15 protein-coding genes and 1 pseudogene are annotated in these 13,262 nt (G+C 64.7%); 5 read left to right on the top strand and 11 right to left on the bottom strand.

Features of this window, described 5'->3' with window-relative positions; translation table 11 throughout:
• Window positions 1-115: 115 nt before the first annotated feature.
• Both L1087_RS12845 and L1087_RS12850 read right to left on the bottom strand, forming a co-directional pair.
• Complete coding sequence (locus L1087_RS12845) at window positions 116-391, bottom strand: DUF2442 domain-containing protein (protein WP_234559275.1); 276 nt, start codon at window positions 389-391, stop codon at window positions 116-118.
• A 10-nt stretch (window positions 392-401) separates the two neighbouring features.
• On the bottom strand, window positions 402-560 hold the full coding sequence (locus tag L1087_RS12850) for a hypothetical protein (RefSeq protein WP_234559276.1): 159 nt from the start codon (window positions 558-560) through the stop codon (window positions 402-404).
• Window positions 561-620: 60 nt separating this feature from the next.
• Here L1087_RS12850 and L1087_RS12855 point away from each other — a divergent pair, with 60 nt between their 5' ends.
• The 3 genes from L1087_RS12855 to L1087_RS13445 all read left to right on the top strand — a co-directional run bounded on the left by L1087_RS12855 (window position 621) and on the right by L1087_RS13445 (window position 2,502).
• A complete protein-coding gene (locus tag L1087_RS12855; RefSeq protein WP_038054964.1) occupies window positions 621-947 on the top strand; it encodes a DUF7718 family protein in 327 nt (108 codons plus the stop codon).
• On the top strand, window positions 941-1,213 hold the full coding sequence (locus L1087_RS12860) for a DUF5647 family protein (protein WP_234559277.1): 273 nt from the start codon (window positions 941-943) through the stop codon (window positions 1,211-1,213). The genes L1087_RS12855 and L1087_RS12860 overlap by 7 nt, the downstream gene beginning before the upstream one ends.
• 176 nt (window positions 1,214-1,389) lie before the next feature.
• Window positions 1,390-2,502, top strand: a complete 1,113-nt coding sequence (locus tag L1087_RS13445) for a DNA cytosine methyltransferase (RefSeq protein WP_386083928.1) — start codon at window positions 1,390-1,392, stop codon at window positions 2,500-2,502.
• A gap of 153 nt (window positions 2,503-2,655) precedes the next feature.
• On the opposite strand, the pseudogene L1087_RS13450 reads toward L1087_RS13445, so the two are convergent.
• The 5 genes and pseudogenes from L1087_RS13450 to L1087_RS12885 all read right to left on the bottom strand — a co-directional run.
• Window positions 2,656-3,120: pseudogene (locus L1087_RS13450) on the bottom strand (hypothetical protein); the annotation flags it as partial.
• A 6-nt stretch (window positions 3,121-3,126) separates the two neighbouring features.
• A complete protein-coding gene (locus L1087_RS12870; RefSeq protein ID WP_234559279.1) occupies window positions 3,127-5,325 on the bottom strand; it encodes a hypothetical protein in 2,199 nt (732 codons plus the stop codon).
• A complete protein-coding gene (locus L1087_RS12875; RefSeq protein ID WP_234559280.1) occupies window positions 5,283-6,851 on the bottom strand; it encodes an ATP-binding protein in 1,569 nt (522 codons plus the stop codon). Before L1087_RS12875 ends, L1087_RS12870 begins: the two co-directional genes overlap by 43 nt.
• A gap of 192 nt (window positions 6,852-7,043) precedes the next feature.
• Window positions 7,044-8,390: a hypothetical protein gene (locus tag L1087_RS12880; protein ID WP_234559281.1), complete on the bottom strand. Its 1,347-nt coding sequence runs from the start codon at window positions 8,388-8,390 to the stop codon at window positions 7,044-7,046.
• A 162-nt stretch (window positions 8,391-8,552) separates the two neighbouring features.
• Complete coding sequence (locus L1087_RS12885) at window positions 8,553-9,020, bottom strand: MerR family transcriptional regulator (protein WP_234559283.1); 468 nt, start codon at window positions 9,018-9,020, stop codon at window positions 8,553-8,555.
• Between the two features lie 153 nt (window positions 9,021-9,173).
• On the opposite strand from L1087_RS12885, the gene L1087_RS12890 reads away from it, so the two are divergent.
• Window positions 9,174-9,446, top strand: coding sequence for a DUF4258 domain-containing protein (locus L1087_RS12890; protein ID WP_152024493.1), 273 nt, complete (start codon window positions 9,174-9,176; stop codon window positions 9,444-9,446).
• 11 nt (window positions 9,447-9,457) lie between these two features.
• A complete protein-coding gene (locus L1087_RS12895) occupies window positions 9,458-9,682 on the top strand; it encodes a DUF2283 domain-containing protein (RefSeq protein ID WP_234559284.1) in 225 nt (74 codons plus the stop codon).
• On the opposite strand, the gene L1087_RS12900 is transcribed toward L1087_RS12895, so the two are convergent.
• Genes L1087_RS12900 through L1087_RS12915 form a run of 4 tightly spaced genes read right to left on the bottom strand, consistent with a single transcriptional unit; the run spans window position 9,679 to window position 11,437 of the window.
• The gene (locus L1087_RS12900) at window positions 9,679-9,960 is read right to left on the bottom strand and encodes a hypothetical protein (protein ID WP_234559285.1); all 282 of its coding nucleotides are present in this window, start codon (window positions 9,958-9,960) and stop codon (window positions 9,679-9,681) included. The two genes, L1087_RS12895 and L1087_RS12900, sit on opposite strands and share 4 nt — an antisense overlap.
• A gap of 53 nt (window positions 9,961-10,013) precedes the next feature.
• A complete protein-coding gene (locus tag L1087_RS12905) occupies window positions 10,014-10,364 on the bottom strand; it encodes a hypothetical protein (protein WP_234559286.1) in 351 nt (116 codons plus the stop codon).
• Window positions 10,361-11,131 carry a hypothetical protein gene (locus L1087_RS12910; RefSeq protein ID WP_234559287.1) on the bottom strand — a complete coding sequence of 257 codons (771 nt, stop codon included), beginning with the start codon at window positions 11,129-11,131 and terminating at the stop codon, window positions 10,361-10,363. The genes L1087_RS12905 and L1087_RS12910 overlap by 4 nt, the downstream gene beginning before the upstream one ends.
• A 6-nt stretch (window positions 11,132-11,137) precedes the next feature.
• Window positions 11,138-11,437 carry a ribbon-helix-helix domain-containing protein gene (locus L1087_RS12915; RefSeq protein ID WP_126204513.1) on the bottom strand — a complete coding sequence of 100 codons (300 nt, stop codon included), beginning with the start codon at window positions 11,435-11,437 and terminating at the stop codon, window positions 11,138-11,140.
• Between the last annotated feature and the right edge of the window lie 1,825 nt (window positions 11,438-13,262).

A 13,262-nucleotide genomic window follows, 5' to 3' on the forward strand; every position in this document is an offset into this window, starting at 1 on the left:
GCATAAACCCCCCAGGTCTTCCCTGGATCCCCGGCAAGCCTATGCGGTCCGAGGGGTCATTTTGGTCGCTTTTCGCCCTTTCCTGCGCGAAAGTTCGCCTTCGCGCAAAGAGGGCCTAGGCCCCCGAAGCCTCCGCCGGCAGGGGAAGCCCGGTGCCCAGGGCCCTCGCGTAGAGCACCAGGGGATCCAGGTCTAAGCCCCCGGGCCAGACCGGGGCCCCGAGCTCCGGGTCCACCCGCACCTGGGCGAAGAAGCCGGGATCCCGGAGGCGGGAGAGGAGCCCGGGAAGCTCCAGGGCTGAAAGGTCCACCACCCTCCCCTTCCCGTCCGAGAAGCGAAGCCAGAGCTTGAGGCCCTCCAGGGGCCTGGCCTCCACCACTTCCACCACCATCCCCTCCAGGCTACTCCAGGGGCGGGATGGGCCTCAGGGGCTCGCCCCGCCGGGCCCGCTCCCAGTTCTCCAGGAGGGCCTCCCGGTAGGAGGGCCTCCCGGTGCAGGGAGGCTCACTCCGCCACCAGCCCCAGGGCCCTGTGAAGCCCGGGGGAGGGGCAGGAGGCACTCCCCTTCAGGTGGAAGGCCTTCTAGGTCCCTTAAGGACCGGGAGAAGTAACTTGGGGCGATGGTCCGTAGGCGGGAAGTGGTCATCGGCCCCGACCGGCGCCTCCGGGTCACCTTGGAGGTGGAGCGGGGGAAGTTGCGCTCCTGGGCGGTACAGCTGGAGTGGTGGGATCCCGAGGAGGGCCGCTTCGTCTGGGTGGCCCGCTACGACACCTCCGGGGGCAGGGTCCATCGGGACCGGAACCGCATCGCCTCCCACGAGCCGGTGGACCTCCCCGAGGACCCCGGCGAGGCGGCGAAGGTGGCGGAGAGGGAGCTCTCCCTGAAGGCCGAGGAGTACATTGAGGCCTATCGGGCCGCCAAGGCCCAAGGGAGGGAAGGATGGTGAACCCAGCAGAAAGGCTGGCGGAGCTGGACGGGATCCTGATGCAATACCTCCTGGAGGCGGACCTCCTCCGGGAGCTTCCCCCCGCCTACCGCCTGGTCCTCCTTCCCCTGGACGAGCCCGAGGTGGCGGCCCAAGCCCTGGCCTGGGCCATGGAGGCTCCCAACCCCGAAGGCTGGCCCTCCGTCTACGCCCTCTTCCTCCAGGGCAGGCCCATCCGCCTCCTCCTGCTGGGGAAGGAGGTGGAGGTGGCCCCCAGGGCCGCCTAGAGGGCCGGAGAAGAAGCGGCAGGGAGCTTCCCCGAAGCTGGGGAAAGGGGTAACGCAACACATGACCGCCTCTCCTAAGGATTAATTTCGGAATGTAGCTGGGTGGATGGGTGGAAAGGAGCGTTAAACCAAGTTAAACCAAGGAGTACAGAATCTTAAGTCTGGGAGAGTCTTCTATGAACGGTGCCGGAACCGTTATAGACCTTTTCGCCGGAGCCGGAGGATCGGCCCTTGGGTTTATACGGGCCAGTTTCCGCATAGCGGGGGCCGCCGAAATCGATCCAGACGCATGCAGAACCTACGAAGGTTTAATTGGCGTGCGCCCATTATGCGTGGATTTATCGGAGCTTCCTCCCGAAATGGCAGCCGGGCTTTGGAATGTGAAGCCGGGTGAAATAGACGTCCTTGTCGGATGTCCGCCGTGCCAAGGCTTCACCCGGCTTAGAAACGATGCAGGGGCGAGTGACCCAAGAAACGGCCTGGTGATGGTTTTTCTCGAGTACGTATCGTACTTCCGACCCCGCTTCCTTGTTTTTGAGAACGTACCTGGTCTTATCCGCTTACCTCATGGAAAGGCCTTTTACTTGAAACTTACGAAGGGGCTTCTCCGTTTGGGGTATCGTCTGCGTAAAAAAGAGGTTGATGCAGCAGACTACGGCGTACCGCAGCACAGGCGTAGACTAATTGTTATCGGAGCCCGAAAAGACATGGGACAGCCCCCTTTCCCTAGGGCAACTCACGGGGATCCTAGAAGCCCTAAAGTACGCTCAGGTCGGCAACTTCCTTGGCTCACGGTGCGGGACGCCATCGGTCATCTTCCCCCCCTTCGAGCCGGAGATCAAGATCCCAACGATCCTCTTCACCGGGCGCCGAAGATGGGAGAGCGGGTCCTTAGATTTATCGTCCAAGTCCCCAAGGACGGGGGAAGTAGAACCCAGGTTCCCGAAGAAGAATGGCTGCCTTGCCATAGAAACCATAATGGCCACAAGGACACCTACAGTAGGCTTGCCTGGGACCGCCCCTCCGGGGTCATCACCTCGGGGTGCTGCAACGTATCCAAAGGACGCTTCGCCCATCCCGAACAAGACCGGGCCATAACCCCGAGAGAGGCCGCCCTTCTTCAAGGATTTCCTCCCGACGCCGTTTTTTACGGCTCGCTGGACTCAATCCGGCGTCAAATCGGCAACGCCGTTCCTCCGCCCCTTGCCGAAGCGATTGCCCGTGCCATTAGAGAGCGCCTCGAACGGCGAAGCTTGATTGAGTTCTCCAAACGCGCAAAAGCTTTTTAGCGGACATTCGGAACAGTTTGGCCAGCGGGGACGACATACGATGCGTGAAAAGTCGATTAGTGCGCTTATAGGGGGCCCTCCCCGAGCAGGCGAGAGGTACGGTAGCAACCTCCTCAGAGGGGGAGAACCTTTCGTCGGATGGGTCATTTCGATTCCCGTAAGGCGGGAGAGGAAGCGAAAAACATTGACGTCGGCCGGGACGATTTCTCTTCCAAAGGCCAGGGCGGCAATAGCACCGGCAGTATATTCTCCGAGGCCGGGCACTCTCTTTAGCTCCTCAAGGGTTTCGGGGATGCGGCCCCCGTGATGTTCAAGTAGATAGAGGGCGGCCTTCCTGAGGTATGAGATGCGCTTCCGTAAACCGAGAGGGGCCAAAACTTCGGCGATTTCCTCCTCCGAGGCTTGGGCCAGCGTGTGGAGATCCGGAAAGCGGTCCACGACAGCCTCGTAGAGGCGGGCTACCATATCCCAACGGGTGCGCACGAGAAGGAATTCGGCCAGGAAAATACGATATGGCGACGGATTTCGACGCCATGGAAGAGAATTGTCAGGTTCCCATATTCGGGCCAACCTTACGGCGGCCCGTTGAACCCGCCTCTTTGCCGCAGAAAAATCCATGGCATGCTAAATGTAACGGCTTCTCACTTCTCGGATCAACCGTCGGATTTCTTCCTCTACGGCCGAAGCCATTTCTGTACGCACAAAGGTGGCGGCTTCGTGAGCCTCTACGACAACCGTCGGCACAAGGGGAGCCAAACCGTCCGGCGCTTTTCTTCTATCAACCGAGTCGAAGGCGGGAAGGGCATGATTCAGGTCCAGTGTGCGGTGGGCAGGGTTACAGAACCAAGCCAGCAACCGCTCCAGCGCCTGTCCAGCATGGGTAAGTGGTGGTTTCCCCTTCTCCCCGCTCCAATCCTCCTTGTGAACTATTGCCTCCAACCGAGGAATCAAAAAGTGGCCTGCGGATTTTCCGTCAACGAGGGGACGGTATACGGCGCAAGGAGCTCCGTAGACCATGAGCACCCCCGCATAGGCGCAAAGCATCATGAAGGGACGATACTCTTCCAGTTCTAAAGTTGGGGTTCGCCCCTTCGCTTCGAGTTCTTCGAGTCGTGCGCGGATGTAGTTCTGCCAGTCATTCAAGTCATCATCGACGGTTTTACCGCCGACCCGTGGAGGCCGCTCATCTCTCTCCAAGGCAATATCTGAGAAACGGCGCAGCATCCCGAAAGTGCGGAAGGCTTTGTCTTCAAGACCTGTGAACTCCGAACTTCGGGCAAGCCCGAGAAACAGCAGGTGAACTAGAAGGTGATCTGGGAGAGGAGCCCGATAGACGAGCTCAATGTCCCGGATTTGCTTCTTCTTGTAAAGAAACCAAAAAACGATGGGTGAGAGCCAGGAGAACTCCGGGTTCTTAACCACACCGGTATAAGCTACATTGCCGTAGGGGCCACTCGGCCGGACAAAGTCAACCAGTTCGTTAAAGCGGGCGATCTCGTTGCGAACTAGCCGTCCGTAGAGGTTATCTGCTTCGAAGTCCTTTAAACGGTGGACCGTCGGGAAAAGTCGCCCGTCCCGAACGATAAGCTCTACCGGAGGTGGGAATCCTACGAAAGGTCTGTTGCCCCTCGGTCTCCAGCGCGCCTCACCACGCAGAACCCGAAGATCCTCGGTATATTGCCGCAGAGAGAGGGCGGCATAGCGGGCATGCCGTAAATCCTCTTCGCCGAAGAGCTCCCGCAACCGTTCGGCCAAAAGAAGGCCTTCTTCAGCAGCTCGGATGTCATTGTAGTGTCTCAGGTCCTCCGGGAAGATATCGTAATCCGTGTAAGCAGCGTCTCCACCTCCGGCCGCCTCCAGAGCAGCGGCAGCGGCAAAAATGTGCACCTCAGAGGGGGGAAGGAAGCTTCCTTCCCGGTGCTCTATTGTGATTTCAGCCACAGAGGAATCGGTACCAGCCCAGGACTTTGAAGTAGGGGGGGGACTCACCCCGATGATCTCAAGGACGCGAGTACCGTAGATGCGGCGCCTTAGCCGTTTCTGCACTTCTTCCCTTTCAAGTTTTGGTTGGTCGTCTGGCCAATACCCCTTTTTGCGCAGGTCGGAGAGCGACGGCAAGCCCAGAATAGAAGGTTCCAGCCCCCACAGATCAACGAAATAACCCCGAAGACGTCCAAGCCGGATCTGAAGTATTTCGTACAATTGCTCGGCCTCCTCGGCGTTTTCTGGAGTAGGCCGCCTTCTTAGCTCTAGGAATTTACGAGCAATCCCATCGATGTCCATCAGAAGTCCCTCGAGCATGGATGTCAAGAGTTGGACGGGGTCTTGTTCGGCCAACTCCGGGGCGGCCTCCATTATCGCTTCGGCCAGACTCTCGTCTTCAACTTGCCCAAGGGCAATCATCCTAAGGACCGATTGAGTTTCCTTCCTATTCCACCGCTCCTGCTCCTCTCTTTGTAAATGCTCGTCTGCTTGGCCCTTAGGAGGAGGTAGATCGTCCAAGGCTTTGACCTCGGCGTTTCTAACACCCTCGATCAATTCCAGTAGGGACATCTGCTTGGGGAGGAACCGGCGTAAGATGTAAACCCGCTCTGGCCGGCCCGGCCCCTGACCTCGCCGGGTAGTTGTTACAAGCAGAGGTTCCCCGTTCCCCTCACCCCATAGGAGTTCTCGGAGAACGCGGCGCACCGTCCGCTCCGAAGCCGATTTGCCGAGTCTAAAGAGGCGGATAGTGAGTTCCCCTAGGGTGAGACCTTCCCGTCCGGCCTCCTCCAAGAGCCTCAGAATCGCTTCCCGGAGTTCTTTGTCTTTTCCTCTTTCCATCGACGTACCTCCTCGGCCATATTTGGTGTAGGTGCCCCCTCCGGAGTTTTCCGCGTCCGGATTTCCACCTCGACAGGGTGCCGAAGTATGTCTGCCCCGGAAACAACGATGGCGCGTCCCTTAGGCAGCCTGGCGATCCTCTCCACCACGTCCTCAGAGAGGTCGCCAAGCATCCCGGAGATGAGCCGTAGATCCTCGCGGTCTAGGGCGAAAACAATCCGTGTGTTGCAGGTAAGCAGTGCTTGCTTGTCCATCGACGAAGGGCTTTGCGTAATGAGGACAATCCCGATGGCGTCGTGACGAGCAGTGCGGACCAGCTCTCGGATCACACGGGTCGAAGGGGTTGTCTCGCCGCCTCCCGGCAGGAAGAGGTGGGCTTCGTCAACGAGAAGGACAAAGGGGGGAATAAAATTATTCCGTCTTAGAATCTGCAACAGACGGGCGGAAGCCCCTACGATTAAGTTGCGATCCTCTTGGCCTAAGTGGCCAACATAGACGTTAACAATAGGGTAGCTACGCAACTTTTGCGGCCAATCCGACAACTTATCCTCCAGCAGAGGCGAGCGCCTCACCGCTACCTCGACCCTTCGGACAGCACGCTCCCCTACACTTACTTGGCCAAATGCTGAGGCCAAACTACGGATCCGGTCGAGTAACTCTTGGAGGGGGATCTGAATGGTTCCTTCTCTTTTCAGTTGGTCGAGGGCCTTCCCAAAGATTTCATCGTAGGCCAAAGCCACCAGCTCTGACTGGTCCTTGGTCAGATTAGGCACAAAGGATAGAAACTCAGAGAGACCGATGATCGAGTACGCGACTTTGAAGTCTTCACCTGCCTTGAGGTTAAGCCCCCCTAGGGATCGAGTCATTTCGATGGCGTCACCAAGGACATCGAACGAAACTACGGGGATTTCCTTATCCGTCAGTTCTTCCACAAAGACGTGAGCTGCGTAACTTTTCCCCACGCCCGTGCGACCGACAACTGCGATGTGGCGAGGTACGGCCTCGAGAGGCAAGCGAAATTCGGCGGCTTCTTGCCCTGAGCGCACCCTTCCCAAGAAGAGGCTCTCTTTTCCAAGGGACGCGCCAAGGAGGAGCGGAATGAGGTCAACGGGTAGCTCGAAAACCGATGCGCCAGTGCGAGGTAGCAGAGTTGCTTCCCTAACGTCTAGTAATCTACCTTCTTCATCAAGGATAAGCTCGCCCAACAGCTCTACCCGGGCCACGCGCGCCCGGTACGGGGAGTGATCGTCGAATCGGGTCGATCGGTGCTCCTCCAGTCCGTATGCTACCCCGCGTTGGAGCCGCCACGGGTCGGCTTTTGTGTTCTCCTCAACGGCCTGAACAATCCGTCCGTAGTGGAAAAGCGCGCCGTCCTCGTCCCTATCGATGAGAACAAAGGTTCCAAGGGGGGGATCGTAACCCGCCTCAATATGGACGGGGGCCGTGGTGTAGGTCGGTGAGCCCGTGTAGGGAGACGAACTCACCGTCCCAAGTTTCTTCATCCGTTCCCTTTTGATCAATGCCATAGCCGGCCTCCTATGCCGGATATTTTAAACGGCAACTTGTCGACCGTCAACCCCCCACTCGTCCCTGGAGGGGCTGCCGCCCCCGGGGACGGGGGTGGAGGTCCGGGGGGTGTACGCCCCCAGGACTGGCCAGCTCGTGGCCCAGGAGGCCCGGGCGGTCCGCCTCTGGGACGACCCCCCGGAGGGGGAGGGCTAGGCCGCCGCCTTGAGGAGGTGCTGCAGGAAGGCTCCCCCTCGTCTGGCGTACCCCTCCCGCACCGCCACCCGGGCCCGGTGGTAGGCGTGCACCAGGGCGTGGGGGCTGAGCTTCCCCTCCACCACCTTCCAGAGGAGGCCCGCGTAGAAGCGCCGGGAGTGGGGGTCGCCCAGCTCGTGGGCCATGCGCTCGGAGAGGAGGTCGATGACCGTGGGCCGGTCCTGGGCCTCCATCTCCGCCAGGAGGAAGGCGGCCTCTATGGTGGGGTTCTCCGTGGGGGCGGGCCGCAGAAAGTCCAGGGCGGGCACCTCCCGGATCCCCAGGGTCCACTTGACCAGGAGCTCCAGGGAGACCCGCTCGGGGCGTAAGCGCTCCGTCTGGTCCCCCTTCTTTCGCCGCTTGCCCTTGGGGTAGATGACCCGGAAGGCGGTCCTGCCCTCCTCCAGGTCCTTGGCCATGTCCCGCCAAGGGTGGGTGAGGTCCCCGTGCTCGAAGCGGGCCCGCCCGGGCTTGAGGCGCACGGCCCAGACGGTGCCGGTGTTGAGGTTCTGCGCCTCCCCGCCCCGCACCGCCGTGGCCACGTGGGTCTTGCTCCGGAGGAGGCCCGCCTCCTCCAGGGGGCCCGCCCAGCGCCAGACCGTGGTGCGGTGCACCCCGAGGAAGGAGGCCACGAGGTCCACGGGGAGGTGGAAGACGGCCTGGCCGGCCTTCCTGGCGGCCTTGGGGCCAAACCTCTCCCGGAGGTAGCGGCGGCCCAGGGCGGCGAGGAGGAGGAGGAGGCGGAGGGGTCCCGCCTGCAGGCCCTTCTCCTCGGCCAGGGCCAGGAGGTCCTGGAGGGCCTGACGCCTGGGGTCGTCCTCTGGGGTCTCGGCCAGGGTCTGCTGGAGGAGACCCTTGACCCAGGCCAGGGCGCGGTTTTCTCCGTCTTGGACGGTCATCATCGGCTTTGGGGTTGCCGTGCAACATTCATTGTCCCAACGCCCCGGCGTAAAGCCGGAGGGGGGACAACGCCCGCCAGCCGCCTCGAGGGGAAATTCAAGGTGGTCCACCTTTGGGGGGGTAGAAACTGAATGTTGCACGGCAAAAGTGCCCTCCTGGACGGCGCTCCCGGAAGGGGGGGTGTACGGGGCCTCCGGGGCCGGGGAAGGGGGGGCCTCCTGAGAGGTGGGGGCCTCCGCCTCCCCAGACCGGGCCAGGGCCAGGGCCTCCTCGGGGTCCAGGCCGTGCATGGCGGCCCACGCACGCAAAGCCTGCTCCCCCAGGAGGGGGTTCCTCTGGAGAAGGTCCTGGATGCTAGTGAGGGCTTCGTTCTGAAGGGCTTCCGGCCGGATTGGAGTCTCCACTCTTGCCTCCTTCCTCCCGGCCGGGTTAGGATGGAGGCCTCCTGCCGGGGAGGTCTCGGCCTAACTGGCCGGGGCTTCTTTTTGCATGATACCGGCCGGTCCATGAGTTTCGCCGGCCGGCGTGGGCCGATCACCCCGGGATCCTAGGAAGCAAAAGGCCCCTCACCGCCCCCAGAACCGCCACCAGGGCCGCCTCCTCAAGGTAGCTTCGCTGACCGGGGGCTCCAGGGCCTTCAGGACCTCCCTGAGGCGGGCGTTCTCCTCCCGCAGGGCCCGGAGCTCCCCCTCCACCCGCTCCAGCCGCTCGGCCAGGTCCCGGAGGAGGGCCAGGGCCTCCCCCTCGGAGGGGAGGGCGAGGCCGGCGGCCGGGAAGTCCCCCTGGACCCGGGCCAGGGCCTCCTCCAGGGGGATCCCCTCCCGAAGGTGGACCTCCCTGGCCGCCTGGAGGCGGGCCACGGCCTCCGTGGGCCAGAGCCGGCCCCCCCGAGGATCCCGGGGCAGGGGGGCTACCCGTTCCTCCCACAGGGCGGCGTAGCGCCGGAGGGTGGCCGGGGAGACCCCCAGGGCCCGGGCGGCCAGGTGGGGGGGCAGGAGGGTCTGGCCGAGGTCTTCCCCTTCCGAGTGGTCCATGACCGCAGTCTACCCAGGCGCTCAGGGTGAGCGCTTACCGCTCACCCCCGGCGCTGAGCGGGCGCTCACCCCCTTGGGGCGATTCCGGAAGGGCGCACCGAAGGGCCTAGGCCACCCAGACAAAGGCGGCCCTCCTTGGGTAAGCTCAGGGGCGTGCGGGAGAAGCCCGTCCGGCTCACCGCCCACGCTCGTATGCGCCTCGCCCGAGGAGCCACCCAGGAAGAGGTGGAGCGGGCCATACGGGAAGCCCCCTGGGCGCCAGCCCTGGAGGGAAGGTGGAGCGCCACCCTAGAGTTCCCTTTCGCGGGGGAGTGGAACGGTCGGCGCTACAATGCCAAGCAGGTTCGGCCCATCTTCGTGGAGGAAGAGGACGCCTTAGTGGTCATCACCGTTTACGTCTACTTCCTGCCCAAGGGGGGTCTCTGAAAGGAGGAAGCATGCGAATCACCTACGACCCGGAAGCCGATGCCCTCTACATCGCCTTCGGGGAGGGCCCCGCCACGGTGGAGGAGGTAGCCCCGGGGGTAGCCCTGGACTGGGACAGGGAGGGAAGGCTCTTGGGGATTGAGATCCTGGACGCCAGCCGGCGCCTCTCGGACCCCAGGGCCCTCTCTCGCCTCCTCTTGGAGGCCCTCCCCACCTGGGAGAAGGCGGGGGCCTAGGCCGTCCGGTCGGGCAGGATGGGGCCCTCCGGAACGACGACCAGGCGGAGCTCCTCTCCCTGGAAGAGGGCGTAGACCAGGGGGCCTTCCCCGCCTCCCTCCCCTCGGCCTTCGCGGCCGTAGGCCTCAATGGACTCCCAGGCCCGGGCAAGGAGGTCGTCCCGGCCTCGGTTCAGGTGTTCCCCGGAGGTGGGGGAAAGGTGGGGCATGAGCTCGTGGCGGGCGATCCGGCTCCGGTCCCGATGGACCCCGCCTCCGGCCGTGCCGGACCAGGCCACCCAGACAAAGCAGCCCTCCTTGGGATCCAGTCACTCCAGCTGGACCGTCCCGTCTACCCCAAAAGCCGCCGCACCCACGCCCTCCGGGCCTCCCGGTAGGCCTCCCGCTTCGTCTGGCCCCGCGCGAGGATGGTTTCCGGGCCCACCTCGGCGCTGGCGATGTACCCCTCCCCCTCGGGATCCCGGGCGGCCGAGGGGGCCCCATAGCGGTCCCACCCGTCGGCGATGGTCTCGGCGATGAGGTCCAAAAGCCCCTCCTCCCAGACCTCGGGGGAGAGGTCCAGGGCGTGGCGGCCGTACTTCTGGCGCAGGTAGGTGCAGAAGGGCCCCAGGTCGGGGTCCCGCTCGGGGTCGGGGAGAGTCTGGGCCAGGGCCCAGAGGACCCCGGCGAGGCGCCGGATCACCCTCCGCCCCCCTTCCGGTGGGCCTCCCACCACTCCCCGAGGGTCCGGGGAGGCTCCTCGGGGTAGAGGCGCATCCCGATGGGGGAGAGGGGGGCCTTGGGCCACGCCTCCACGGCCTTCCGCCAGGGCGGGGCCTTCCATTGGCCCGAGGGATCCCGCAGGTGCCGGTCCCCCCAGAGCTTCTGCACCCTGCGGCGGATCTCCTGGACCTGGCTCCACACCCCGCTGAACATGGGCAGGTTCCCCAGGGCCTTCATGTGGCCCACGAGGGCCCTCCAGTCCCCTTCGGCGGCGTAGGCCAGGGCCTCCTCTAGGAGAGCCCGGTGGAACTCCTTGGTGAGGAACCATGTCCACCGCCCACGCTGGTCCGGTTTGAGCACGTACGTGGCCCGCCAGGCCTCCTTCCTCCACGCCACCCAGGTAAGGGGGCGGTCCTCCACCCGCTGCATCCTCTCCCCGGGGAGCTCTTGGGTGGCCAGGAGGAGCATGGGCCAGGTGGGGGGAGGGTCCTCCGGGGGCATGACGCTCACCGGGGCCAGGAGGAGGTGGGCCACGGGGAGGCGGGCCTCCTTCCTGATGGCCCTGGCCTTGGGGCCGATGAGAACCGCGTGTTTCTCGTCCAGCTTCTTCACGGCGGCCAAGACCTTCTCCACGGGGGCCGTCTGGACCTGCCACCAGGTGTACCCGTCCCGGCTCACCAGGCGCAGGGCCTGGGCCAGGAGGGCCGTCTGGCCTCTGAGGAGGGGGTAGTCCTCGGGGTCGGTCATGGCGGTCTACTCCTGGGCGGCCCCGGAGAAGAGGGGGGGCGTGTCGGAGGGGGGCGTGTCGGAAGGCTCTTCGGGTTGCTCGTTAGGCGGCTCTTGCGCCTTCTCTTTTGTCGCCCTAGCTCGGTACTCCTCCGCAAGCATTGTCAGGGCCTCTCGGGCGAGCTCGGAAAGCGTCATACCGTGCTCCCTGGCGAGGGCTTCCAGAGCGCTATGGGTGGCGGGATCCAGGCGCAGAGTGAGGCGCTCCTCGAGGCGGGGCTTGGCCTTCTCCTTTAGGCGCTTCTCCAGGCGGGACAGGGTGGACATGGCGGCCTCCTTTGAGGTGTAGGGTAGCGCGGGGGGCGGGGGATTGTAAAGAGGATGCCCTTTATTTCACGCGTTCCCGGGCGTTCCCTGGCTCTTAATGAGGTTCCTTTGGGCGACCCGCTTGACCCGGGGCGGGGGGGCCGCGTAGGCTGGTGGTGAACCCTAACCCGGGTGGTGCCGGGGCCGGACAAGTAGCCTAGGAGCTGCCACTCCGATGGCGAACGCCGGGGAAGCGGGGTGCCGGGGGAAAATCCTGGCTCGCCCCGCACTCAACGCGGCGCTCCGGGGGCACAGCCTCCGGTTCGACCGCAATCCACATACCCCGAGGGATCGGGGGCGAGATTGGGCGACCCGGAAAGGGTCCTGGGGGCGAACCCCCAGGGCTGACCGCGGGAAACCCGGTGAAAGTCCGGGCCACGGGATGGGGTGAACCCATAGCCCCATCACGTGTGCGGAGCAGGCCGGTGCTGAGGGTGCCGCGAGGCACCAGGGGGCTGAGGGAGACTGGAGGCCCCGCTGACCAGGGAAAACGGGAGGGGAGACCCGCACCGGATAACCTGGGGCGCACGATAGCTAGGCCTGTAACGGGGAGGGTGCGAACCCCTCCCTGCTCCGAGCCGCCCGCCTGGGGTCCGTGAAGTCCTGGCCGTGCCTGGAGTACCCCGAGCTCCGGAACCTCGTAGGGGGAAAGGGCCACGCAAGCGGCCAGGGCGTAGCGAAGGCGGGAAGTGGCAAGTACCGCGGCCTAACGGGGGAACCTCTCGGCCGGGATCCCGGACCTGTGGCAGCAGGGGAGAAGGGGTCCCGGTGAGCCGTGGGGAGTACCCGCTGGCGTAAGGGGGCTTGGACCCCCTGAGGCGGCGGCGAAAACCCGGCGCGCGAGAGGGGGAGACCGGGCGAGTACGAGGGGGAACGGCTGCGTGGGGGGCCCCGTACCCCATGCGGTGCGCGAACCTGGCCCGCGTTCGCGGGATGTAGGAAAGCCCGGACCGGCTTACCCTGGGGCTTCCACCCCAGGGGGCCTCGGCACCGCTTCGGGGGCGGGGGGCAACCCCTGCCCCGACAACCGGGAGAGGGATCCCGAGGGGAAGGTGGAGTACCCGAGGGACTCGGAAGTTCTGGGGCGTGAAGCCTCAGGTGTCGCAGGAAAAGGCGCTTGGCCTCCCCCAGGGGAGGCCTCCGGGAGGAGGCGGATCCTGGCGAGGAGGTGGGCGTGGCGGCCACGGGCCTATCCGTGGCGGCGACCGCCAGGCGGCGTCCCAAAACGCCAGGGGGCGACAGGGCCGAGAAGGGGTTGACCGGGAGGTCGGCCTGGCCGAGAAGGTCGCCCCGAGAGGGCGCAGCGGGAGTCGCCGTGGTCCCCCGGCCTCACAGGGGGGGAAGGGAACTGCCAGAGTGCCGGCTGGCCGCGGGCCTCAACGCGGTGGTGGCCACGGGCCTAACCGTGGCGGCGAAGGCCGGCCAAACGGGCCAGCCACGGCGTCCTCCGGCCGTACAGGAGGGGGCGTTCCCGGGCCCGGAAACCGGGAGATGGGAAGCCCGGAGCTCCCCGCGGGGGGTTCCCGGGCGGTGGCCGGAAGGGCCTGCGGGCCCGGAAGGACACGAATCTCAGGGCGAGAAGCCCACCCTTAGGGGGACACCCTTATCCCCCGCCCCCGGCTGACCTTCAGCCGGGGTTTTCTGTTTGCCCCTCAAGCCGCCTGGAAGGCCCCTGGAAGGCCGGGGAAGGGGTGGGGGGCTACTTCCCCTTGGCCCTCGAGGGGGCGGCCTTCTAGGGCCCTTAGAGGCCGGGAGAGGTGGTCTTTTGCAAGTCCATGCCCTTCCC

This window comes from Thermus tengchongensis (assembly GCF_021462405.1).
Taxonomy (GTDB): Bacteria; Deinococcota; Deinococci; order Deinococcales; family Thermaceae; genus Thermus; species Thermus tengchongensis.

Coding starts and splice junctions, on each gene's coding strand:
- L1087_RS12845 (WP_234559275.1), bottom strand. CDS start 391: ATGGTGGTGGAAGTGGTGGAGGCCAGGCCCCTGGAGGGCCTCAAGCTC.
- L1087_RS12855 (WP_038054964.1), top strand. CDS start 621: ATGGTCCGTAGGCGGGAAGTGGTCATCGGCCCCGACCGGCGCCTCCGG.
- L1087_RS12860 (WP_234559277.1), top strand. CDS start 941: ATGGTGAACCCAGCAGAAAGGCTGGCGGAGCTGGACGGGATCCTGATG.
- L1087_RS13445 (WP_386083928.1), top strand. CDS start 1,390: ATGAACGGTGCCGGAACCGTTATAGACCTTTTCGCCGGAGCCGGAGGA.
- L1087_RS12870 (WP_234559279.1), bottom strand. CDS start 5,325: ATGGAAAGAGGAAAAGACAAAGAACTCCGGGAAGCGATTCTGAGGCTC.
- L1087_RS12875 (WP_234559280.1), bottom strand. CDS start 6,851: ATGGCATTGATCAAAAGGGAACGGATGAAGAAACTTGGGACGGTGAGT.
- L1087_RS12885 (WP_234559283.1), bottom strand. CDS start 9,020: ATGGACCACTCGGAAGGGGAAGACCTCGGCCAGACCCTCCTGCCCCCC.
- L1087_RS12895 (WP_234559284.1), top strand. CDS start 9,458: ATGCGAATCACCTACGACCCGGAAGCCGATGCCCTCTACATCGCCTTC.
- L1087_RS12910 (WP_234559287.1), bottom strand. CDS start 11,131: ATGACCGACCCCGAGGACTACCCCCTCCTCAGAGGCCAGACGGCCCTC.
- L1087_RS12915 (WP_126204513.1), bottom strand. CDS start 11,437: ATGTCCACCCTGTCCCGCCTGGAGAAGCGCCTAAAGGAGAAGGCCAAG.